This window comes from Halopseudomonas oceani, assembly GCF_963677335.1.
Lineage (GTDB): Bacteria > Pseudomonadota > Gammaproteobacteria > Pseudomonadales > Pseudomonadaceae > Halopseudomonas > Halopseudomonas oceani.
Map to the genome: position 1 here is coordinate 3,136,748 of NZ_OY781932.1, position 20,942 is coordinate 3,157,689.

The window sequence follows — 20,942 nt, forward strand, 5'->3', positions numbered from 1 at the left end:
GATCGGCAATCGACTCTCACAACACCGCTTCAGAGCGCGCGGGTCGGTGCGGTGCGGACATGGGTGGTGTACAGCGTCAGACCGGTAAACGCCAGGCCACCCACCAGGTTGCCCAGCGCCGTGGGGATTTCGTTCCAGATCATGTAATCCATCACCGAGAAATCGCCGCCCATGATCATCGCCGACGGGAACAGAAACATGTTCACCACCGAGTGCTCAAAGCCCATGAAAAAGAACAGCATGATTGGCATCCACATGGCGATAACCTTGCCGCTGACCGACGTCGAGATCATTGCGCCAACCACACCCATCGATACCATCCAGTTGCACAACATGCCGCGAATGAAAATGGTCAGCCAGCCGGCCAGACCGTACTCGGCATAGCCCAAGGTGCGCGCTTCCCCGATGTGCGAGATCTTTTCACCAATCGGCCCTGGCTCGGTAGAAAAACCCATGGTGAAGACAAACGCCATCATCAATGCCACGGTCAACGCTCCGGCAAAGTTGCCGACAAACACCAGCCCCCAGTTGCGCAGTACGCCATTGACCGTCACGCCCGGTCGCTTGTCCAGCAACGCCAGCGGCGCCAGGACAAACACCCCCGTGAGCAGGTCGAAGCCCATCAGATAGAGCATCACGAAGCCGACCGGGAACAGCATGGCGCCCACCAGCGGCGATCCGGTCTGCACCGTGATGGTGACAGCAAACACCGCCGCCAGGGCCAGAATCGCCCCGGCCATATACGCGCGGATCAGGGTATCGCGGGTCGACATGAAGATTTTCGACTCGCCGGAGTCGACCATCTTGGTCACGAACTCATTTGGGATCAGGTAGGACATGATTCAACTCTCCAGTTGGTGAAACGCAGTTTGGCCGACGGCTTCAGACCGCCAACCCAATCTCGACCCGGTCACCGTGCAGGCGGGCGGGCCACACTTGCAGTCGCTGGTCGGGGTATTCGATGCACTGGCCGTCGGTCAGACGGAAGTGCTGCTTGTACAGCGGCGAAGCAATCACCAGTTCACCCTTGAGCTGACCGACGATGCCGCGGCCGATCACGTTGGCGCCGGACTTGGGGTCACGGTTGGCTATGGCAAACAGCTGGTTCTCGCTCGGCAGGTGGAACAGCGCTACCTGCTCACCATCGAGCCAGGCCACCACGCCTGAGTTGGCAACCAGATCGTCACGGGCGCAGAGCGCGCGCCATTGGGTAGCGGTTTGCGGAGATGTGCTGGAACGGGTCATTGGGCGGCCTCCTCGGCGACGGGAATCAGGTGCAGTTCGGAAGCCTTGACCGGCCGACGCTGGCCGCGCTCCCTGACGAAGTGAATATCCGGATCATTACGCTCGTCGTTGACGAAGGTGCGGAAGCGCTTGAGTTTTTCCGGGTCGCTGATGGCGTTGGCCCACTCGCACTCATAGCGGTCGATCACCAGCTGCATCTGGCTTTCCAGCTCGGCGCCCAGGCCCAGACTGTCGTTGATGATCACGTCCTGCAGGTACTCCAGGCCGCCTTCCAGGCTCTCGCGCCAGACCGAGGTACGTTGCAGGCGATCCGCCGTGCGCACGTAGAACATCAGGAAACGGTCGATGTACTTGATCAGCGTCGCGTCATCGAGGTCGGTGCCGAACAGTTCGGCGTGGCGCGGACGCATGCCGCCGTTGCCAGCCACGTAGAGGTTCCAGCCCTTCTCGGTAGCGATCACGCCCACATCCTTGCTCTGCGCCTCGGCGCATTCGCGGGTGCAACCGGACACGGCGAACTTGATCTTGTGCGGTGAACGCAGACCCTTGTAGCGATCTTCCAGGGTCAGCGCCATACCGACGCTGTCCTGCACACCGTAGCGGCACCAGGTGCTGCCGACACAGGACTTCACCGTACGCAGCGACTTGCCGTAGGCGTGGCCGGTCTCGAAACCGGCCTCGATCAGCTCGGCCCAGATGTCGGGCAGCTCGTGCAACTCAGCACCAAACAGGTCGATACGCTGACCGCCGGTGATCTTGGTGTAGAGGTCATATTTCTTGGCAACCTGCCCCAGCACGATCAACTTCTCCGGCGTGATCTCCCCCCCGGCGATGCGCGGCACAATCGAGTAGGTGCCATTCTTCTGCATGTTGGCCATGAAGGTGTCGTTGGTGTCCTGCAGCGGAATCAGGCCCGGATCGGTGATCGGCTGGTTCCAGCAGGACGCGAGAATCGACCCCACTGCCGGCTTGCAGATATCGCAGCCGTGATGACCACGACCGTGCTTGCTCAGCAGTTCTTCAAAACTCTCGATGCCCTCGACGCGAACAATGCCGTAGAGCTCCTGACGGGTGTGCGCGAAGTGTTCGCACAGGCTCTTGTCGACTTCGACGCCGCGAGCCGACAGTTCGTGCTCAAACACCTGCTTGAGCAGTGCCGCGCAACCACCGCAACCGGTCGCCGCCTTGGTGTTGGCCTTGAGTTCGCCCAGATCGGTGCAGCCGGCGTCGACCTGACAGCACACCGCGCCCTTGCTGACGTTGTGGCAGGAGCAGATGGTCGCGGTATCGGGCAGCGCATCGGCACCCAGCGTCGGCGCGCCCTCACCCACCGGCAGGATCAGGCTGGCCGGGTCGGCCGGCAGCTTGATGCCGTTCAGGGCGTACTGCAGCAGAGTGTCGTAGTAGCTGTTGTCGCCAACCAGCACCGCACCGATCACCCGCTTGCCATCGGCCGAAACCACCAGACGGCGATAGCTGTTGGTCACATCGTCGATATAGCGGTAACTGCGCGACCCTTCGGTAGCGCCGTGGGCGTCGCCGATGGAGCCGACGTCGACGCCCAGCAGTTTCAGCTTGGTCGACATGTCCGCGCCGGAAAACGCCTCGTGCGGACGCCCCACCAGACTGGCCGCCAGATTGCGCGCCATGCTGTACCCCGGCGCAACCAGACCGAATACCCGGCCTTGCCAGGACGCACATTCGCCGATGGCGAAAATGGCCGGATCATTGGTGCAGAAGCCGTCGTCGATCACCACCCCGCCGCGCTCGGCAACGGCCAGCCCGGCAGAGCGCGCCAAGGTGTCCTGCGGACGAATACCGGCAGAAAACACGATCAGGTCGGTTTCCAGTGACTCGCCGTCAGCGAAGTTCATGCGGTAGGCATAGTCGTCACCAGCGACGATCTCGCTGGTCGCGCGAGACAAATGCACGCCAACGCCAAGCGCTTCAATCCGTGCTTTCAACGCGGCACCGCCGTCGTCATCCAGTTGCACCGGCATCAGCCGTGGTGCGAACTCGACCACATGCGCTTCCAGCCCCAGCGACGTGAGCGCGTTGGCGGCTTCCAGCCCGAGCAGGCCGCCACCGACCACAACACCCCGGCGCGCACCGCTCGCCGCCACACGAATCGCATCCAGATCATCCAACGTGCGGTAAACCAGTCGTGAGTTACCCTCAGCGCCCGGAATCGGCGGCACAAAGGGGTAGGAGCCGGTGGCCAGAATCAGTTTGTCGTAGGCGAGGCGGCCATTTGCAGTGACCACCTGCTGCTGCTCGCGATCGATCTCCAGCACCGACTCATGCAAATGCGCCTGCACACCGTGTTCGCTGTAATAGTCCGCAGCGCAGAGCGCCAGCGACTCGGCATCACGCCCACCGAAGTACTCCGACAGATGGACACGGTCATACGCCCGCTGGCGCTCTTCGCCGAACACGTGCACCTGATAATGGGCAAGTGCACCCTGCTCGACGAGCTGCTCGATGCAATCGTGTCCCACCATGCCATTGCCGATGATGATCAGCGTTTCTTTCTTGATTGGGGCAACGAACGCATTCATGGCCTGTCCTCAGTCACGGGTCCGCGGTTACGCAGACAACAAAAAAGGCGCCTGCAACTGTCTCCAGTTGCAGGCGCCTTTGCCTTTGATTCTCAGATTGTGCTGCTCGGATCTGACGCTGTTTAACGCCTGCCCGAGCAATGAGCCTGGCTGTCATAGCTGGCTGTAAAACCTCGCAAGCAACCGCCGTGCCACATCCTGAATCCGCGCCAAGCGCCCATGTAACGCATTGATATTTTTAATATTTAAACGAAAATCTAGCGTCGTCTTGAACTATATCCGTTGCCTCTGCACGAACCAGTGCGGTGCAGTCCACTGCCACAGCGTCCGCAATGGTGCACTCAACGCTCCTCTCTTCTCGCCCGTTTGGGTGCTTGTTCAGCGCACAGCGGTGCCTAACATGCACGAGGCACAACAACAAAATGTCTCCTTTTGTTTCAATACGGAATTGCGCCTTACTGGAGACGGCTCAGCACAACAACAAGAAGGAACGCACATGCACACTCTGTTCAAACGCGGCCTGGCCGCACTCGCCCTTAGCGCCCTGTTCAACATTCCCGCAATGGCCAGCAATCCCGGCATCAGCCAACCGGACACTATGATTCTCGGCGATTCGATCTTTGCCCTGTCTGGAGACATTCACGAGAACCTGGAAGCCGAGCTGGACGAAAACATCGATACCTACGCCCGCTCCGGCTGCCAGCTGACCGGCGGTAACATCCTCTGTTCACGCCTCTACTCGGTTGAAAACCAGTATGCGCGGGCCGACAAGAGTGGCATTCGCACGGTGATCTTCAACGGCGGCGGTAACGACATTCAGCTCAACAGCTGCCGTCCCTCGCTGAGCGCCTGCATGCCGTTGCTCAACGATCTGGAAAACCGCATCGCTGCGCTGGTGCAGAAGATGCGTAATGACGGCATCGAAGAGATCATCTTTCTGGGGTACTACAACGCCGTTGGCAGTGCCGAAGACCTGCACGATATCAACAACTACAGCATGAACTACAAAGCCGCCGCCTACCCCGGCATGGGCGTGAAATTTGTTGATGTACGCGCTGACTTTGCCGGCCGCGAGGCGTATTACATCACCCGCGATGGCATCCACCCGACCGCTGCAGGCTCGCGCGTGCTGGCCGACAAGATCCTGCAAGCGCTGGATTGATGTTTCGGGAGGGCCGGGGCGCCGGGCTCTCCTTTCAAACGCGGACACGGCATGCCGTGTCCGCTTGAGACCCGCCGCCTTGGCGCTCATAATGCTCGGCCCGCCCTCCTTGTTAATCTGCAGGCCCTCGCATGTTCCGCTGGTTCGAAAACCGTCTTGATCCGTTTCCCCTTGAAGAGCTGAGCGAGCCCCCGCGCCAGCTGCTGCCTTTCTGCCTGCACTTCACCCGCGGCGCCTGGCCCTACATCATCATCGCCTCGGTCCTGATGGCCGGTATCGCCATCACCGAAGTGTGGCTGTTCGGTTTTCTCGGCAATATCGTTGACTGGCTGTCGGCGCAGACACGCGAAACCTTTCTGCAGAACGAGGGCTGGAAGCTGGCCGGCATGGCGTTCATTGTGCTGGTCGCACTGCCGACGCTGATCTTCTTCAACAGCCTGACCACCCATCAAACGCTGATGGGTAACTACCCGATGCGCATTCGCTGGCTGGTGCACCGCTACCTGCTCAAACAATCGATGGCGTTCTATCAGGATGAGTTCGCCGGCCGGATTGCCACCAAGCTGATGCAAACAGCACTGGCCGTGCGTGAGTGCGTGATCAAGCTGATCGATGTCCTGAATTACATCGCCGTCTACTTCATCGGCACGCTGGTACTGGTCGGCATGGCCGACTGGCGTCTGACCCTGCCGATGCTGGCCTGGCTGGCCGGCTACATCCTGTTGATGCGCCACTACATTCCGATATTGGGTCAGGTCGCCAGCGTACAGGCCGACGCCCGCTCGGTAATGACCGGGCGGATTGTCGACAGCTACACCAATATTCAGACCGTCAAGCTGTTCTCCCACGCCCGGCGCGAGTCCGATTATGCGCGCGAGGGCATGAACGAATTCATGGTCACCGTGTACAAGCAGATGCGGCTGGTCACGACCCTCTACACCCTGCTGTACATCCTCAACGCGCTGTTGCTGCTGGGTGTGGCCGGAACGGCACTTTGGCTATGGGTGCAGGGCACCATCAGCGTCGGCGCTGTCGCTGTCGCGGTGGGCTTGGTACTGCGTCTATGGGGCATGTCGCAGTGGATCATGTGGGAGTTATCGGCGCTGTTCGAAAACATCGGCACCGTGCAGGACGGCATCAACTCGATTTCGCGGCCCCAGGTGGTCAACGACCTGTCAGCTGCCCAGCCGCTGCGCGTGACGCAGGGTGACATCCGCTTTGAGGCAGTGGAATTTCACTACGGCAAGGGCGGCGGCGTGATGGATCACCTCAACCTGCATATCCGACCCGGCGAGAAGATCGGCCTGGTCGGCCGCTCCGGCGCCGGTAAATCGACCCTGGTCAATCTGCTGCTGCGCTTCTATGACGTTGAGGCCGGGCGCATCATGATCGATGGTCAGAACATCGCCGAGGTCCAGCAGGACAGCCTGCGTGAACACATCGGTATGGTCACCCAGGATACCTCGCTGCTGCACCGTTCGGTGCGCGACAACATCCTCTACGGTCGCCCTGATGCGGATGAGCAAATGATGCTTAACGCCGCTCGTAACGCCGAGGCAGATCAGTTCATCGCCGGCCTGGAGGACGCCAAAGGTCGCTTCGGCTTCGACGCCCACGTCGGTGAGCGCGGCGTCAAGCTGTCCGGTGGCCAGCGCCAGCGCATCGCCATTGCCCGGGTCATGCTCAAGGATGCGCCGATCCTGATTCTCGATGAGGCTACCTCGGCGCTGGACTCGGACGTCGAAGCGGCCATCCAGGAAAACCTGAACCGGCTGATGGACGGCAAGACCGTCATCGCCATCGCCCACCGCCTGTCGACCATCGCGCAGATGGATCGGCTGGTGGTCATGGAGCAGGGCAAGATCATCGAGCAGGGCTCCCACACCGAGCTGATCGCCCACGGCGATGTCTACGCCCGCCTCTGGGCACGGCAGTCTGGTGGGTTTATTGGTGAGGAGCTGGAGGAGGCTGAGCAGCCGGCGTGAGGATGGCGGGGGCATTTGTCGCAAGTTGATATTCTCGCCCCCCCGTTTTCAGCTGTTTGCCAGTGGCGTTTCCCGATTCGCTTTTCGCCTTTTCCGGCGAGCCAAGGGGAGCTGCTTGCCCAGCCCCCCTTAGCGATCCCCCGGGGCACCCGACTACGCGGCCCTTCGGGTTCGCTGCGTTGCTCGGGCTAACGGGGGCCGGCAGAACTCGTCGCTACGCTCCTCAGACATGCTGCCGTCCTATTTCCCGTCAGCCCTGTGCTACTCGCCCGCGTAAACGGGGAGTTGGTCCGTGCACGATTCACCACTTATGCGGTGGTTCTATCGCGGCTACGGCATCCATTGGCCCAAGCAGTGCACAGTCTTTTGCACCCCCAGCTTTTCGTCGCCTAGTCGTTTATCCGTCAACATAAACCTGCTTGATGTCCCCCGCAAAGGCCCAGCAGGGGTCTAGACTCGGGAGCAAAACAACAACAAGGAAGATCGCAGATGACGTTTCCCATGCGGGCGCTTGCCCTCGCCGGGCTGTTCAGCTTGGCTCCCCTGGCCCTCGCCACCAGTTATTCCAACCCTGAAGTTATCGTCGCCTCCTCGCCGTTCAAGGGCGTTCACGGCCTAGCCGTCGACAAGCAGGGACGCCTGCTCGCCGGCAGCGTGGTTGGTAACAGCATCTACCAGGTGGACATCGACAACGGCAGCGTCAGTACCCTGATCGGTCCAGACGACGGCCAGGCCGACGACATAGCCATTGGCCCGAACGGCGAAATGGCCTGGACCGGCTTCTACTCCGGCCGCGTGCTGTATAGGGAAAACGATGACGCCACGATTCAGGTGCTGGCGACCGATCTGCCCGGCATCAACTCACTGGACTTCAACGATGAAACCGGTGCGCTCTATGCCAGCCAGGTATTTCTCGGCGATGCGCTCTGGGAGATCGACCGCAACGGCCAGCAACCGCCACGGCTGATCGCCAAGGAAATGGGCGGCTTCAACGGCTTTGAGGTCGGTGCCGATGGCTGGCTGTATGGCCCGCTCTGGTTCAAGGGGCAGGTGGTGCGCATCAACCCCGCCGATGGCGAAATCAAGGTCATCTCCAGCGAGTTCAAGACGCCGGCTGCCGCCAACTTCGATTCCAAGGGGAACCTTTACGCCATCGACACCTTCAGCGGCCAACTCAAGCAGGTTGACCAGAGCAGCGGCGAAACCCGCGTGATCGCCCAGCTCGACAGCGCTTTGGACAATCTGGCTCTGGACGCGCAGGACAACATCTACGTCTCCAATATGGCCAACAACCGCATCACCCGGGTCAACCCGCAGACCGGCGAAGCCCGGCAGATTGTCGGCGGCGAGCTGGCCGTCCCGGCGGGGCTGACTCTGAGTGAAGACGGCAAGACCCTGTATATCGCAGACGTCTTCTCGCTACGCGCCGTCGACACCGCCAGCGGCAAGGTGACTGACCTGCGCCGCGCCCACGGTTCAGACGCAGAGTACCCAATCAACGTCGGCCTCGGCCGTGAGCGGCTGCTGGTTACCAGCTTCTCGACCGGTACCCTGCAACTGATCAGCCGCAGCGACAACAGCACGCTGGCGATGGTGCATCATCTCAACGCCCCGTCGGCGGCCGTTGAGCTGGATGACGGCAGCATCCTGGTCAGCGAGATGGGAACCGGCAAGCTGCTGCGCCTCTCTGGCACGGACCTGAGCGAGCGCAACGACGTCCTAACCGGCCTGCAGGGGCCTGTACAAATGACTCGTGCCGGCGACGGCATGGTCTACCTGACGCAAATGAGCGGCACCCTGAGCCGCTTCAATCCAGCCACTGGCGAACTGAGCAGTATTGCCGAAGGCCTGCGCCTGCCGGAAGGACTTGCCCAGCTGCCCGACGGCCGCCTGCTGGTGGCTGAGCCGAGCGCCCAGCGCTTGCTGATTATCGACCCCGAGACCGGCCAATCCGAGGTGGCGGCCGAGCACCTGCCGATTGGCCTCAAGCCGGGCCCGGGTATGCCGCCAACCGGTATCCCCACAGCATTGGCAGTCGATGCGGAGGGCCACGTGTACTTCGCCTCTGACATCGACAATGGCCTCTACCGGCTCACCCCGCAATAGCCGCTGCGGGTCGGTTCTGCCCTCGAGCCGACCCGCACCAACAACCCAAACGAGCCAGTTCCTGTTTGATGCAATGGAATTTTCTATCGCATCTTGTGGTCATTCGATTAGTGCATATTGAAATGGCTGCAAACAGGAGACATCCCGATGCCTTCAACGATCAAGACGCTGTTCGTATCAACCCTTATCACCGCCGCCGCAACCACAACACCGGCCGCGCTGGCTGACACACCCCGTAATCTCGGCTGGATCGAGCAGGGGGTGATCGAACCGGCAGACATGACCGTCAAGTTCAAACTCGACACCGGCGCCCTCACCTCGTCCATGCACGCCGAAGACATCGAACGCTTCGAGCGCGATGGTGAGCAGTGGGTTCGCTTCAAGGTGGCGCTGGAAGACGTGAAGTCGGAGGACGTCGTCAGTGAAATCTTCGAACGTCCGCTGGAGCGGGACCTGCGCGTTCGCGGCGCCGGCGGCTCGGAAGAACGCCCGGTGGTGCGGATGGATGTCTGCATCGCCGGCGAGCGATTGAATGAAGAGTTTTCGCTGCGCGACCGCAGCAACATGCACTATCCGGTGCTGCTCGGCCGTCGCACACTGGACCGTCTGGGTAACGTCGACAGCTCACGCACGTTTACCACCGAGCCCAATTGCGTCTCCAGCAACGCCTGACCGAAAAGCAGCAGGCCTCACTCCGAGGCCTGCTGTTCCCCTCGCATCGCAACAATTTCATCGGCCATCCGCTCCAGCCCGGCGTAGAGTTCGGCATCGGCTCGGGTGATATTAATCCGCAGACAGTCACGATACTTACCTGAGGCCGAAAACAGCACACCGGGTGCAACCTGAACGCCGCGCAGACGCAACCTTTCGTTCAAGCGCACGCAATCCAGCCCCTTCAGCTCTATCCACAACACGAAGCCGCCTTGCGGGCGGCTGACGGCACAGTCCGCCGGCAACAGTGCATGAATCCAGCCCAGAATCCGGTCAAGGTTGCGCTGGTAAGTGCGTACGACCTGGCGCAGATGGCGTTCGTAATAGCCTTGTTCGACAAACTCGGCGACGGCCAGCTGCGGCACCGTAGCCGTCGCCCCCGTCGAGACATATTTCATGTGCAGGGCCTGGTCCCGGTGGCGACCGGGGGCAATCCAGCCCAATCGCAACGACGGTATCAGGGTCTTTGAGAAGCCGCTGCAGAGCAGCACTCGACCATCGTCATCCCACGACTTGATCGTTCTCGGCCGCGGCGCAGTATAGGCCAGGTCCCCGTAGACATCGTCTTCAATGATGGCCACATCAAAGCGCTGAGCCAACGCCACCAACGCCCGCTTGCGGGCATCAGGCATGGTGTAGCCGAGCGGGTTATTGTGCGTAGGTGTCACCTGGATCGCCTTGATTGGCCACTGCTCGAGCGCCAGTTCAAGCGCCTCCAGGCTGATACCGGTTTGCGGGTCGGTCGGCAACTCCAGCGCTTTGAGTCCGCATGCCTTAAGCGTCTGCATACTGCCGTAGAAGCTGGGGGAGTCAACGGCAACTACATCACCGGGCCTGGTGAGCGTGCGGATGGCTATCGACAGGGCCTCCTGGCAGCCAGAGGTGATCACGATGTCATCCTCGTGCAGCACCGTGCCCGAAGCGCCAGCCAGGCGGGCCAGCTGCCGGCGCAACAGCGGACTGCCCAGCAGCGAGTCGTAATTGTCCTGCTCGGAGCTGGGCCGCTGGTACAGTCGTGACAGCCCCCTGCGCAGGGGCTTGAGCGTGTCAGCGGTCGTATCCGGCGAGCCGCCACCGAGCAGCAGGCAACCCTGTTCTTGCGCCTCATTGACCAGGGCCAGCACCTGATCCCACTGCGATACTTCCAGCGGCTGCTGCGCCGGGCGGCTCACTGCCGGTAGCGTACCAGGGCGGTTGCGCGCCAGCGCGAAATACCCCGATTTTGGACGAGCAGCTACCCACCCCGCCGCCTCAAGCTCCGCGTAGGCGGTCTGTACTGTCGATACACTGACCGCAAACTCCGTGCACAGATCGCGAATCGACGGCAGGCGGTCACCCGGCTGATAAAACCCGTGCTCAAGCCGCCGACGCAGCGCTTGGGCAACCTGTTCATAGCGCTTCACTACAACCCCTCCAAAACTCGACAAAACCAATACAGATAAACCTGAAACTGGCAATACAGCGCGCGCAGGCGCCACATCTGTATCGACAAAAAAGATTAAATCTACATCTGTATCGATTTTACTGCCAGCGCCAATATAGGTCATCGTACCTTTCGGAGAGTTGACCATGACTACAGGATTGCTTCAGCAACTGCGGACTGCACTGCGCCGCCGGCGCACCTGCCGCCAGTTGTTGCGGCTGGACGATCGCATGCTGGCGGATGTTGGTCAGAGCCGCGCCGAACTCGAGCACGAATTAACGCGCCCGCTGCTGACATTGCGACGCAACCGCAGCGCAAGATGCCGTACTGCCTCTTACCATAAACGGTTGAATTGAGTAGGCTCCACGCTTTCACCAAGCCGAGCCGCCGATATGCAAGACACTCCCAACTCCGATCTCAGCAGTCGCTATGAACTAGCCTGCCAACTGGCGCGTGAGGCAGCACAGCGAGGGCTTCGGCTATACCGTCAGCGCGATTTGCTGGCAGTCGAGCACAAGGGCGGCTTCAGCCAGGACGTCGTCAGTGCTGCCGACCGCGAGCTGGAAATGTTCATCCGTGCCGAACTGATGAAGGCGTTCCCTGCCGATGGGTTTGTCGGCGAGGAGACTGGCGCAGAGCGACTGGATGCGCGCTGCGTCTGGGTCATCGACCCAATCGACGGCACCGCCTGCTTCCTGCATGGCCTGCACAACTGGTGTGTCTCCATTGGCCTGCTGGTCGATGGCCAGCCCTGCATAGGCGCGGTCGCCGATCCCAATCACGACGAACTGTTCCATGGCGGTCGCGGCTTCGGCGCCTGGGTCAACGATCAACAGCTGAGGGTGAGTGAAGCGCAGGACCTGCGCGCAGGCCTACTTGGCGTCGGTACCTTCTACGCCGAGGGCAAGCAGCATTTCATGCCGTTTCTGGGCAGACTGCTGGATGCGGGCGGGATGTTCCTGCGCAACGGCTCTGGTGCGCTGATGACGGCCTATGTGGCAGCGGGACGACTACTCGGCTACTACGAGACCTGCCTGAAAAGCTGGGACTGCGTCGCCGGCCTGGCGCTGCTGGCCGAGTCCGGCGGACGCAGTAACAACTTCCTGCGCGGTGATGGGCTGCTCAACGGCAACCCCTACCTGGTCGCCTGCCCCGGTGTCTATGATCAGGTTGCCGCGATGATCGGGCCGTCGCTGGACGCAGACTAGACCGTCAAGTGAGCAGGTCAGCCTGCGCAGGGTCAACCTCTCCCGACACCGCTTGCTCCACCCGGTTACGGCCTTGCGCCTTGCCACGATAGAGCGCCCGATCGGCACGAGCAATCGCGCTGCTGAAGCTCTCCTGCTCATCCAACTGGCTGATGCCGACACACAGGGTGACCTGCAAACCAGGCTGCAGATCACTCCAGTCAAGCGCTTGTACCGCAGCACGAATGCGCTCTGCGGCTGCAACAGCCTGGATTGGATCGGTTTCCGGCATGACCAACAGAAACTCTTCCCCGCCCCAGCGACCGACGAAATCCTGTTCTCTCCCCTGGGTATGCAGCAGCTCAGCCACCCGCTCCAGAACCCGATCACCCAACTCATGACCGTGCTGATCGTTGATCTCCTTGAAATGATCAAGATCCATGAGCATCAGGCTCAGATTGCCGGGTTCGCGATGCTCACGGGCCAGCAACTTTTCGGTCAGCGCGACCATATGCCGACGGTTGAACAGGCCCGTCAGCGGGTCGGTGGTCGCCATGCGCGCCAGCCGGCGGTGCGCGCGGGTGACCGTTACCACGTAGTACATGGTCAGGTAGGCGAACATCAGGAAGACGACAGTGAAATTAAAGATGTTCACGTACAGCAACGCTTTGGGCGCTATCGGTTGCAGCGGCTCTACAAACCACATCAACACATACATGCCGACGTAATAGGCCCACAGGCAGATTGCGAAAATCCAGGCGCTGCGTCGGTGCATGCTGGCAAACAACGCGGGGATGAACATCAACAGGAAGTAATGGAAGCCGCTGTCCCAGCCAATCAGCAGGGTACCCAGCGCAGCATGCACCAGCACCTCAATCCTAATCAGCATGACGGCCAGGTAGTTACGACGTCGGCGGAATGCCTGATAGGCGTAGACATACATGGCTACGCTGATGACGTTAACCCAAGCAAGAATCGGTGACCCGAGCCAGAGAAAAATCAGGAAAAAGCAAATGTCGACCGCTCCGGCCAACTGGCAACAGCGCATAGACAGATCCCAGAACTCGGGACGCTGCTCACTGCGGTGAATATCCGCCTTATTCTTATCTGGCATGCCTGGTTGTTCTCTCCTGAACCCGCTGACGTGATGGAAATGACAACTGACGCAAGGGCGCTGCTCCCTGGGCCCTGGCTAACACCAAGCTCTCATCGTGCGATCAGGCCCCCTATATCGGCAACCATGCGAATAAGATTAGCATTTGCTCCAAAAACGAAACAGGCCGCCCGAAGGCGGCCTGTGGACGAACGGTCAATCAGCCATTACTGGGGAAGGCAAACTGCGCAGCCTCATGGCTCGCGCGCTTGGGCCAGCGCTGGGTAACGGCCTTACGGCGGGTGTAAAAACGTACTCCGTCAGGGCCATAGGCATGCAGGTCACCAAACAGCGACCGCTTCCAGCCGCCAAAGCTGTGGTAAGCAACCGGCACCGGCAGCGGCACGTTGACGCCAACCATGCCAACTTCGATCTCGTCGCAGAACAGCCGCGCGGATTCTCCGTCACGGGTAAAGATGCAGGTGCCGTTACCGTATTCGTGCTCATTGATCAGTTGCATGGCCTCTTCCAGGCTGTTCACCCGCACCACACACAGCACCGGGCCAAAGATCTCTTCCTGATAGATGCGCATCTCCGGAGTCACGCGGTCAAACAGGCAGCCACCAAGGAAGAAGCCCTGCTCGTGGCCGTCGATGCTCAGCCCGCGACCATCAACCACCAGCTCGGCACCGGCTTTAAGGCCATCTTCAACATAGCCGGTGACCTTGTCCAGATGCTGACCGGTAACCAGCGGCCCCATATCCAACCCACAGGTGGTGCCAGGGCCGACCTTCAGTGCCTTGATCTGCGGTACCAGCTTCTCGACCAGCGCGTCGGCAATCTGATCACCCACACAAACCGCCACTGAAATCGCCATGCAGCGCTCGCCACACGAACCGTAGGCCGCGCCCATCAGTGCATTGACGGCGTTGTCCAAGTCAGCGTCGGGCATCAGTACGGCGTGATTCTTGGCACCGCCGAGCGCCTGCACGCGCTTACCGCGCTTGGTGCCTTCAGCGTAGATATATTCGGCAATCGGAGTCGAGCCAACAAAGCTCAGCGCCTTGACCTCGGGCGCGGCAATCAGCGCATCGACTGCCTGCTTGTCGCCATGAACGACGTTCAGCACGCCCTTGGGCAGACCGGCCTGATGCAGCAGTTCGGCGATGAACAGCGTTGAGCTCGGATCACGCTCGGACGGCTTGAGGATGAAGCAGTTGCCGCAGACGATGGCCAGCGGGTACATCCACAGCGGCACCATGGCCGGGAAGTTGAACGGGGTGATGCCGGCAACCACGCCAACCGGCTGAAAGTCGCTCCAGGCATCGATATCCGGACCGACGTTGCGGCTGTATTCGCCCTTGAGAACCTCCGGGGCGGCGCAGGCGTATTCAACGTTTTCAATACCGCGCTTGAGTTCGCCGATGGCATCCTCAATGGTTTTGCCATGCTCGGCACTGATCATCTCGGCGATGGTGTTTTCGTTTTCTTCCAGCAACTGCTTGAAGCGGAACATGATCTGCGCACGCTTGGCCGCCGGGGTGCGGCGCCAGGCAGGGAATGCGGCTTTGGCCGAGTCGATGGCCTGCTGGATGACGGCATCATCTGCCAGCGGTACCTGACCACTGACCGCGCCGGTGGACGGGTTGAACACATCGGCGCTGCGGCCGGTACCAGCCACCGGATGGCCGTCAATCAAGTGGGTAACGTTGGTCATAATTTGCTCCTGAGAAACATGGCGCTGCCCACGGCGCAGGCAGCCGTAAAATGATCAGTCCAGCGTGTTCAACACACTGCCCACGGCATCAAACAGACGATCCAGATCCTCTGGCCGCGCATTGAAGGTTGGCCCGAACTGCAGAGTATCGCCCCCAAAGCGCACATAAAAGCCTGCTTTCCACAGCGCCATGCCAGCCTCGAAGGGGCGAATGGTCGGGTCGGTGCCGCGCGGCGCCAGCTGAATCGCGCCCGCCAGACCGCAGTTACGAATGTCCAGTACGTGACTCGCGCCCTGCAGGCCATGCAATGTGCGCTCGAAGTGCGGCGCCAGCTCGGCAGCCTGTTGCACCAGAGCGTCGTCTTCGAGCAGCTTCAGCGTCGCCAGTCCGGCTGCGCAGGCCACTGGATGCGCCGAATAGGTGTAGCCGTGGCCGAACTCGACCGCGTGCTCCGGCGCATTCTGTTGCATGAAGGTGTGATAGATCTCGCTGGTCGCAGCCACCGCCCCCATGGGGATGGCGCCGTTGGTGATCTGCTTGGCCAGGTTCATAATGTCTGGGGTAACGCCAAAGTACTCGGCACCGGTCCAGCAACCGAGACGACCAAAACCGGTGATGACCTCGTCGAAGATCAGCAGAATGTCATGCTGGTCGCAGATTTCGCGCAGCCGCTGCAGATAGCCCTTGGGCGGCACGATGGCACCAGCGGAGCCGGACATCGGCTCGACGATGACCGCCGCGATGTTGGAGGCGTCATGCAGCTCGATCAGCTTGAGCATCTCGTTGGCCAATTCGACACCACCGGTCTCGGCCATGCCGCGGGTAAACGCCATGCCCGGTTGCAGGGTGTGCGGCAGATGATCGGCTTCCATCAACTGGCCGAACATCTTGCGGTTGCCGCCAATACCGCCAAGGCTGGTGCCGGCGATGTTGACGCCATGATAGCCACGGGCGCGACCAATCATCCGCGCCTTGTTCGGCTGACCTTTCAGGCGCCAGTAGGCACGCGCCATCTTCACCGCCGTGTCGGCACACTCGGAGCCGGAGTTGGTAAAGAACACGTGGTTCAGATCACCCGGCAGCTTGGCAGCGATCTGCTCGGCCAGCTGGAATGACATCGGGTGGCCGAACTGGAAGCCAGGCGAGTAATCCATCGTCCCCAACTGCTGGGCTACCGCCTGCTGGATCTCGCTGCGCGAGTGTCCGGCACCGCAGGTCCAGAGACCCGACAAGCTGTCGTATACCTGCCGTCCATCTGCGTCGGTCAACCAACTGCCCTTCGCCGCAACGATCAGGCGCGGGTCACGATGGAAGTTGCGGTTAGCTGAAAATGGCATCCAGTGCGCATCCAGCTTGAGCTGGCTGGCGAGCTGTTGTGTGCTGTGATCCTGCATGCAGTTGCCTCACGGGAAATCGGCGAAGGGCGCGTCTGCGCCGGTGTTTTCAATGGACATACGTTGCCACAGCAAAAGGTATGATAAAACATGACTTTTCATACCTTCAGTTTCGGAATGACTAAACAATGAAATCCCGTCGCCCTGCCCCGCTTGCCCAATTATCAGATATTGATCTGCGCCTGCTGCGGGTGTTCCGCACCGTTGTTGAATGTGGCGGCTTTTCGGTCGCCGAAAGCGTGCTGGGCATCGGTCGCTCGGCGATCAGCCAGCAGATGAGCGACCTGGAGCAACGCCTGGGCCTGCGCCTGTGCCAGCGCGGGCGCGCCGGCTTTGCCATGACCGAGGACGGCCGCGAGGTCTATCAGGCTGCACTGCAATTGTTCTCGGCAGTGGAAAATTTCCGTACCGAGGTCAACGGTCTGCACCAGCACCTGCGCGGCGAACTGAACATTGGCCTCACCGACAACCTGGTCACCATGCCGCACATGCGGGTTACTGACGCGCTCGCACGCCTGAAGACGCGCGGCCCGGACGTGCGCATACAAATCAGTATGTCTGCGCCCGGTCAGGTCGAACAGGGCGTACTGGATGGTCGTCTCCACGTTGGCGTGATTCCGCAGGTCGGAGCGCTGTCCGGGCTTGAGTATCAACCGCTCTACAGCGAACGCGCCGAACTCTACTGCGCCGTTGGCCACCCCCTGTTCGAGCTGGAAGACAGCCAGCTGACACTGGAAGCACTGCGCCAGCACGACGCCATTTCGCCCAGCTTTCGTGTACCAGCGGAGGTTCAGGAGCAGTTCCAGGCGCTGCGCTGCACCGCCACCGCTTCGGATCGCGAAGGCATCGCCTTCTTGCTGCTGACCGGGCATTACATCGGCTACCTGCCGGACCACTATGCAGCCCAATGGGTTGCAAGCGGTCGCATGCGCGCACTTGATCCCGCTCGCTATCACTACGATCTGGTGCTGTCCGCGGTTACCCGCAAAGGCAGACGCCCTCACCTGGTGCTGGAGAGCTTCCTCGAGGCGCTCGCCGGCGACGCTATCCCTACCTGACCTCTCCGCCGACGGGAAAAAGGCTTGACTCTTTTTAGATGATAAACGACATTTAATTTAAATTAATACCGTCATATAAAAGGAGCACCGTCATGAGCAGTCCACACGTTAGCGCCGCCCCCTCCTCTGCGCTTGATAGCGCCTGCCGCGCGTTCAGCGTGCCGCAGCGCATTCAGCCGAGCAGTCTGGAACGCTCGGTTCTTGCACAGGCACAACACAGCACCTTCCCCTATGTCGACGGTGACATCTCGGTCTGGAGTTTTGGCCTCGGCCCCCGCGTACTGCTGGTGCATGGCTGGGACAGTCGCGGCTCGCATCTGGCAGCCTTCGTCGAGCCGCTGCTGCGCGCTGGATTTGCTGTCACACTGTTTGATCTACCCGCGCATGGCGACTCAGGCGGCAACCTGAGCAGCCCGGTGCATGCTGGCCGCGCACTGGCCGCACTAGCGGAACACCTTGGCGCTATTCACGGCGTGATCGCCCACTCGCTGGGGTCTGCCGCAAGCCTCTGGGCCTTCGCTCATGGACTGAAGGTCAGCGCCAGCGTTCACCTCTCCGGCCCCTCCTCACTCAGCCCGATGCTGCAACTACAGGCACTGGGGCATGGCCTCACCCTTGAAGAACAGGGCGAATTCAGCCGTTGGGTCGAGCAACATATCGGCATCCCGCCAGCAGAGATGGATCTGCCAGCACTCAAGCACGGGCTGCAGCACCCGGCACTGATCATGCACGATCCGTCTGACCGGGTTGTCCCATTCGCGGCTTCCGCAGACCTGCACCGCCACTGGACAGGCTCCGAACTGATCGAACTGGATGGTCTAGGCCACCGCCGAATCCTGACCGACCCTCAGGTGATTGCGCGCAGCTGCGCGCTGTTGAGCGGCACCCACAAAGCCGGAATACAGCCATGAGCACCTCTACTCGGACGCTCCTGCTGTTATCCGGGCTGGCGGCCGTCGGCACGCTGTCAACAACGATCATTCTGCCGTCGTTCCCGGCCATGGCTGTCTCGCTGAATGCCGCGCCGCAGGATATGGCCCTAACGCTCAGCAGCTTTTTTCTGGTGTTTGCTGTCGGACAACTGCTGGTAGGGCCGCTTTCCGACCGCTACGGTCGTCGACCGCTGATTCTCGGTGGTCTGACGCTGTTTGTACTTGGCAGTCTGCTTGGCGCCGGCGCATCCGATCTGAACAGCATGGTTGCTGCCAGGGTCATCCAGGCCGCCGGTGTTTGTGCTGCCTCGGTGCTGGCCCGCGCCATTGCCCGCGATCTGTATGACGGCCAGGCGCTGGCCAAAGCACTGGCCTTCATCATGGTAGCCATGGCAGCCGCGCCAGGATTCTCACCGCTGCTGGGCAGCCTGATCGACAGTCAGCTCGGTTGGCGAGCCAGTTTCCTGCTGGTCGCCGGCGTCGGTGCCGCGCTGGCGGCAGGTTACCTTCTAGCTATGGCTGAGTCCCACGCGCCTTCTGCCCGCTTGAAGCTCTCCGTGGGCGTGATCAGCAAAGGCTACCTGCAGCTGTTGGGTGACCGCCGCTTTGCACTTCCAGCGCTGGCCGTCAGCCTGGTGATTGGCGGGCTCTATGCCTTCTTCGCCTCGGCACCAGCTATCATGATCCGCGGCATGGGCTACAGCGGCATTCAGCTCGGTCTGTTCTTTGCTGCAACGGTTTTCGTCGTGTTCAGCGCGGGGATGCTTGCGCCGAAACTGGCACAGCGCTGGGGTGCCGTTCAGGTGGCACTGGCCGGCGGCGCAGTGGCGCTGGTCGGTGGCATCCTGCAAGTGCTGTTCTACCAGAATCAGGATCTGATCCTGTTCAGCCTTGCAATCTGCCTGTTTCTGGCAAGCATGGGCGTCATCAACCCGTTGGGCACCGCCGTTACCTTGCAGCCCTTTGGCGAACAGGCCGGCCTGGCATCCTCGCTGCTCGGCTTCCTGCAGATGGCAATCGCAGCGATAGGCACCGGACTGGTCAGCGCCATCGCCCTGCCACCGGCACTGACACTCGGACTACTGCTCAGCGCTACAGCTTTCTGCTCACTGGCAGGGTTCTTTTTGTACCCATCAAATACCCTACGACAGCCCGCCTGAAAGGCGACAAGCCACACAGGAGACGCCGCCATCATTCGACGGCGGCTTTTGGCAAACAGTACGCCCCCCTCCGGGCCGCCAGCAACGCAAGAATCAGTTGCGAAGCTGATCTGCGGCGGCAAGCAGCGCCTGCGCAGTGGCCTCCCAACCCAGGCAGCCATCCGTGATGGAAACACCGTAACGCAGCTCGCCGGACAGCGCCTGACAGCCATCGAACAGGTGACTTTCCAGCATCACACCACGCAGGCTGGTGTCGCCCGCGACGCGCTGAGCAACCACATCGGCCAGCACCTCAGGCTGACGCAACGGGTCTTTACCGCTATTGGCGTGACTGCAATCCACCACCAGTGCCGCCGGCATGCCCAGTCGCTCAAGCTCTGCGCGCACCTTGGCAACGGCATCGGCCTGGTAGTTCGGGCCGCTGCGACCACCACGCAGCACGATGTGAGTATCGGGATTGCCGACGGTTTCGACCAGCGCCGGACGACCGTGCATATCCATGCCGAAATGCTGGTGCCGATGCCGAGCCGAACGCATGGCGTCGCAAGCGACCGTCATACTGCCATCTGTGCCGTTCTTGAAGCCGACTGGCAGGTGCAAGCCGCTGACCAGCTCACGGTGGATCTGCGATTCACTGGTACGCGCTCCGATGCAGCCCCAGCTCAACAGATCGTCAAGGTAACTCGCCGCCAACGGCTGCAGCAGCTCGCTCGCAATCGGCAAACCCAATTCACTGATCGCCAGCATGGTGCGGCGCGACAGCGCCAGACCGGCGGCCAGGTCGCTGCTGCCATCCAGCTGCGGATCGTACAGCATGCCCTTCCAGCCTACCGTGGTGCGCGGTTTTTCGACGTAGGCACGCATTACCAGCAACAGCCGATCCGCAACACGGGTCTGCAACTCGGCGAGCCGCTCAGCGTATTCGATTGCCGCATCAGGGTCGTGCAGGGAACAGGGGCCGGTGATCACCAGCAGGCGATCATCCTTGCCTTCGAGAATGTCTCGGATGGCCTGGCGGTGCGCCTCAATGGCGTCAGCCTGGCCCTGGCTCAACGGCAGGCGCTCGCGTAGCTGCGCTGGCGTCGGCAGAGTGTGGGTACGGCGGTTGGCGCTTTGCGTGGTCGGGGCTGCGCTGGCAAGTGCAGTTACGGTGGCGGTCATCTTTTGCTTCCTTAGCCGGGGCGGTCTTGCCGCCGCGGCGCTATCTGGG

Annotated in this window: 17 protein-coding genes; 9 read left to right on the forward strand and 8 right to left on the reverse strand. The window is 61.3% G+C overall.

The genetic code is table 11. The features are described 5' to 3' along the window. Nucleotides 1–29: 29 nt before the first annotated feature. Genes ACKPCU_RS14675 through nirB form a run of 3 tightly spaced genes read right to left on the reverse strand, consistent with a single transcriptional unit; the run spans nt 30 to nt 3,803 of the window. Entirely contained in the window at nt 30–839 is an 810-nt protein-coding gene (locus ACKPCU_RS14675) for a formate/nitrite transporter family protein (RefSeq protein ID WP_104737734.1), read from the reverse strand. A gap of 43 nt (nt 840–882) precedes the next feature. Further along, nucleotides 883–1,245: a nitrite reductase small subunit NirD gene (nirD, locus tag ACKPCU_RS14680; RefSeq protein ID WP_321347806.1), complete on the reverse strand. Its 363-nt coding sequence runs from the start codon at nt 1,243–1,245 to the stop codon at nt 883–885. Then, nucleotides 1,242–3,803 (reverse strand): nitrite reductase large subunit NirB, encoded by a 2,562-nt coding sequence (nirB, locus tag ACKPCU_RS14685; RefSeq protein WP_321347808.1) that lies wholly within the window; start codon nt 3,801–3,803, stop codon nt 1,242–1,244. The genes nirD and nirB overlap by 4 nt, the downstream gene beginning before the upstream one ends. Nucleotides 3,804–4,299: 496 nt before the next feature. On the opposite strand from nirB, the gene ACKPCU_RS14690 reads away from it, so the two are divergent. From ACKPCU_RS14690 to rloA3, 4 genes are all read left to right on the forward strand, one after another. Beyond that, complete coding sequence (locus tag ACKPCU_RS14690) at nt 4,300–4,965, forward strand: SGNH/GDSL hydrolase family protein (protein WP_170063016.1); 666 nt, start codon at nt 4,300–4,302, stop codon at nt 4,963–4,965. 131 nt (nt 4,966–5,096) lie between these two features. Beyond that, on the forward strand, nt 5,097–6,950 hold the full coding sequence (locus tag ACKPCU_RS14695; protein ID WP_321347811.1) for an ABC transporter ATP-binding protein: 1,854 nt from the start codon (nt 5,097–5,099) through the stop codon (nt 6,948–6,950). 489 nt (nt 6,951–7,439) lie between these two features. Next, nucleotides 7,440–9,056 carry an SMP-30/gluconolactonase/LRE family protein gene (locus ACKPCU_RS14700; RefSeq protein WP_321347813.1) on the forward strand — a complete coding sequence of 539 codons (1,617 nt, stop codon included), beginning with the start codon at nt 7,440–7,442 and terminating at the stop codon, nt 9,054–9,056. 147 nt (nt 9,057–9,203) lie between these two features. Further along, nucleotides 9,204–9,728, forward strand: a complete 525-nt coding sequence (gene rloA3, locus ACKPCU_RS14705; protein ID WP_321347815.1) for a retropepsin-like aspartic peptidase RloA3 — start codon at nt 9,204–9,206, stop codon at nt 9,726–9,728. A gap of 17 nt (nt 9,729–9,745) precedes the next feature. On the opposite strand, the gene ACKPCU_RS14710 is transcribed toward rloA3, so the two are convergent. Continuing rightward, a complete protein-coding gene (locus ACKPCU_RS14710) occupies nt 9,746–11,170 on the reverse strand; it encodes an aminotransferase-like domain-containing protein (RefSeq protein WP_321347817.1) in 1,425 nt (474 codons plus the stop codon). A gap of 166 nt (nt 11,171–11,336) precedes the next feature. Between ACKPCU_RS14710 and ACKPCU_RS14715 the strand changes: the two genes are divergently transcribed. Both ACKPCU_RS14715 and ACKPCU_RS14720 read left to right on the forward strand, forming a co-directional pair. Then, nucleotides 11,337–11,546 (forward strand): YjiS-like domain-containing protein, encoded by a 210-nt coding sequence (locus ACKPCU_RS14715; RefSeq protein WP_321347819.1) that lies wholly within the window; start codon nt 11,337–11,339, stop codon nt 11,544–11,546. A gap of 36 nt (nt 11,547–11,582) precedes the next feature. After that, nucleotides 11,583–12,398, forward strand: coding sequence for an inositol monophosphatase family protein (locus ACKPCU_RS14720; RefSeq protein ID WP_321347822.1), 816 nt, complete (start codon nt 11,583–11,585; stop codon nt 12,396–12,398). 4 nt (nt 12,399–12,402) lie between these two features. Here the strand turns inward: ACKPCU_RS14720 and ACKPCU_RS14725 are convergent, their stop codons facing one another. The 3 genes from ACKPCU_RS14725 to aptA form a co-directional block, all read right to left on the reverse strand. Then, nucleotides 12,403–13,491: a GGDEF domain-containing protein gene (locus ACKPCU_RS14725; protein ID WP_104737744.1), complete on the reverse strand. Its 1,089-nt coding sequence runs from the start codon at nt 13,489–13,491 to the stop codon at nt 12,403–12,405. A 199-nt stretch (nt 13,492–13,690) separates the two neighbouring features. Further along, nucleotides 13,691–15,187 (reverse strand): CoA-acylating methylmalonate-semialdehyde dehydrogenase, encoded by a 1,497-nt coding sequence (locus ACKPCU_RS14730; protein WP_321347824.1) that lies wholly within the window; start codon nt 15,185–15,187, stop codon nt 13,691–13,693. 54 nt (nt 15,188–15,241) lie between these two features. Further along, a complete protein-coding gene (gene aptA, locus ACKPCU_RS14735; protein ID WP_321347827.1) occupies nt 15,242–16,582 on the reverse strand; it encodes an omega-aminotransferase AptA in 1,341 nt (446 codons plus the stop codon). A gap of 128 nt (nt 16,583–16,710) precedes the next feature. On the opposite strand from aptA, the gene ACKPCU_RS14740 reads away from it, so the two are divergent. The 3 genes from ACKPCU_RS14740 (at nt 16,711) to ACKPCU_RS14750 (ending at nt 19,732) form a co-directional block, all read left to right on the forward strand. Continuing rightward, on the forward strand, nt 16,711–17,640 hold the full coding sequence (locus ACKPCU_RS14740) for a LysR family transcriptional regulator (RefSeq protein ID WP_321347829.1): 930 nt from the start codon (nt 16,711–16,713) through the stop codon (nt 17,638–17,640). Between the two features lie 92 nt (nt 17,641–17,732). Further along, nucleotides 17,733–18,551 carry an alpha/beta hydrolase gene (locus ACKPCU_RS14745; RefSeq protein WP_321347831.1) on the forward strand — a complete coding sequence of 273 codons (819 nt, stop codon included), beginning with the start codon at nt 17,733–17,735 and terminating at the stop codon, nt 18,549–18,551. Next, nucleotides 18,548–19,732 carry a multidrug effflux MFS transporter gene (locus ACKPCU_RS14750; protein WP_321347834.1) on the forward strand — a complete coding sequence of 395 codons (1,185 nt, stop codon included), beginning with the start codon at nt 18,548–18,550 and terminating at the stop codon, nt 19,730–19,732. Before ACKPCU_RS14745 ends, ACKPCU_RS14750 begins: the two co-directional genes overlap by 4 nt. Nucleotides 19,733–19,825: 93 nt before the next feature. On the opposite strand, the gene ACKPCU_RS14755 is transcribed toward ACKPCU_RS14750, so the two are convergent. Then, the gene (locus tag ACKPCU_RS14755) at nt 19,826–20,893 is read right to left on the reverse strand and encodes a 3-deoxy-7-phosphoheptulonate synthase (protein ID WP_321347836.1); all 1,068 of its coding nucleotides are present in this window, start codon (nt 20,891–20,893) and stop codon (nt 19,826–19,828) included. Nucleotides 20,894–20,942 lie beyond the last annotated feature (49 nt).

Coding starts and splice junctions, on each gene's coding strand:
- ACKPCU_RS14750 (WP_321347834.1), top strand. CDS start 18,548: ATGAGCACCTCTACTCGGACGCTCCTGCTGTTATCCGGGCTGGCGGCC.
- ACKPCU_RS14730 (WP_321347824.1), bottom strand. CDS start 15,187: ATGACCAACGTTACCCACTTGATTGACGGCCATCCGGTGGCTGGTACC.
- ACKPCU_RS14740 (WP_321347829.1), top strand. CDS start 16,711: ATGAAATCCCGTCGCCCTGCCCCGCTTGCCCAATTATCAGATATTGAT.
- nirB (WP_321347808.1), bottom strand. CDS start 3,803: ATGAATGCGTTCGTTGCCCCAATCAAGAAAGAAACGCTGATCATCATC.
- rloA3 (WP_321347815.1), top strand. CDS start 9,204: ATGCCTTCAACGATCAAGACGCTGTTCGTATCAACCCTTATCACCGCC.
- ACKPCU_RS14725 (WP_104737744.1), bottom strand. CDS start 13,491: ATGCCAGATAAGAATAAGGCGGATATTCACCGCAGTGAGCAGCGTCCC.
- ACKPCU_RS14755 (WP_321347836.1), bottom strand. CDS start 20,893: ATGACCGCCACCGTAACTGCACTTGCCAGCGCAGCCCCGACCACGCAA.
- ACKPCU_RS14695 (WP_321347811.1), top strand. CDS start 5,097: ATGTTCCGCTGGTTCGAAAACCGTCTTGATCCGTTTCCCCTTGAAGAG.
- ACKPCU_RS14675 (WP_104737734.1), bottom strand. CDS start 839: ATGTCCTACCTGATCCCAAATGAGTTCGTGACCAAGATGGTCGACTCC.
- ACKPCU_RS14715 (WP_321347819.1), top strand. CDS start 11,337: ATGACTACAGGATTGCTTCAGCAACTGCGGACTGCACTGCGCCGCCGG.
- nirD (WP_321347806.1), bottom strand. CDS start 1,245: ATGACCCGTTCCAGCACATCTCCGCAAACCGCTACCCAATGGCGCGCG.
- ACKPCU_RS14720 (WP_321347822.1), top strand. CDS start 11,583: ATGCAAGACACTCCCAACTCCGATCTCAGCAGTCGCTATGAACTAGCC.
- aptA (WP_321347827.1), bottom strand. CDS start 16,582: ATGCAGGATCACAGCACACAACAGCTCGCCAGCCAGCTCAAGCTGGAT.
- ACKPCU_RS14700 (WP_321347813.1), top strand. CDS start 7,440: ATGACGTTTCCCATGCGGGCGCTTGCCCTCGCCGGGCTGTTCAGCTTG.
- ACKPCU_RS14745 (WP_321347831.1), top strand. CDS start 17,733: ATGAGCAGTCCACACGTTAGCGCCGCCCCCTCCTCTGCGCTTGATAGC.
- ACKPCU_RS14690 (WP_170063016.1), top strand. CDS start 4,300: ATGCACACTCTGTTCAAACGCGGCCTGGCCGCACTCGCCCTTAGCGCC.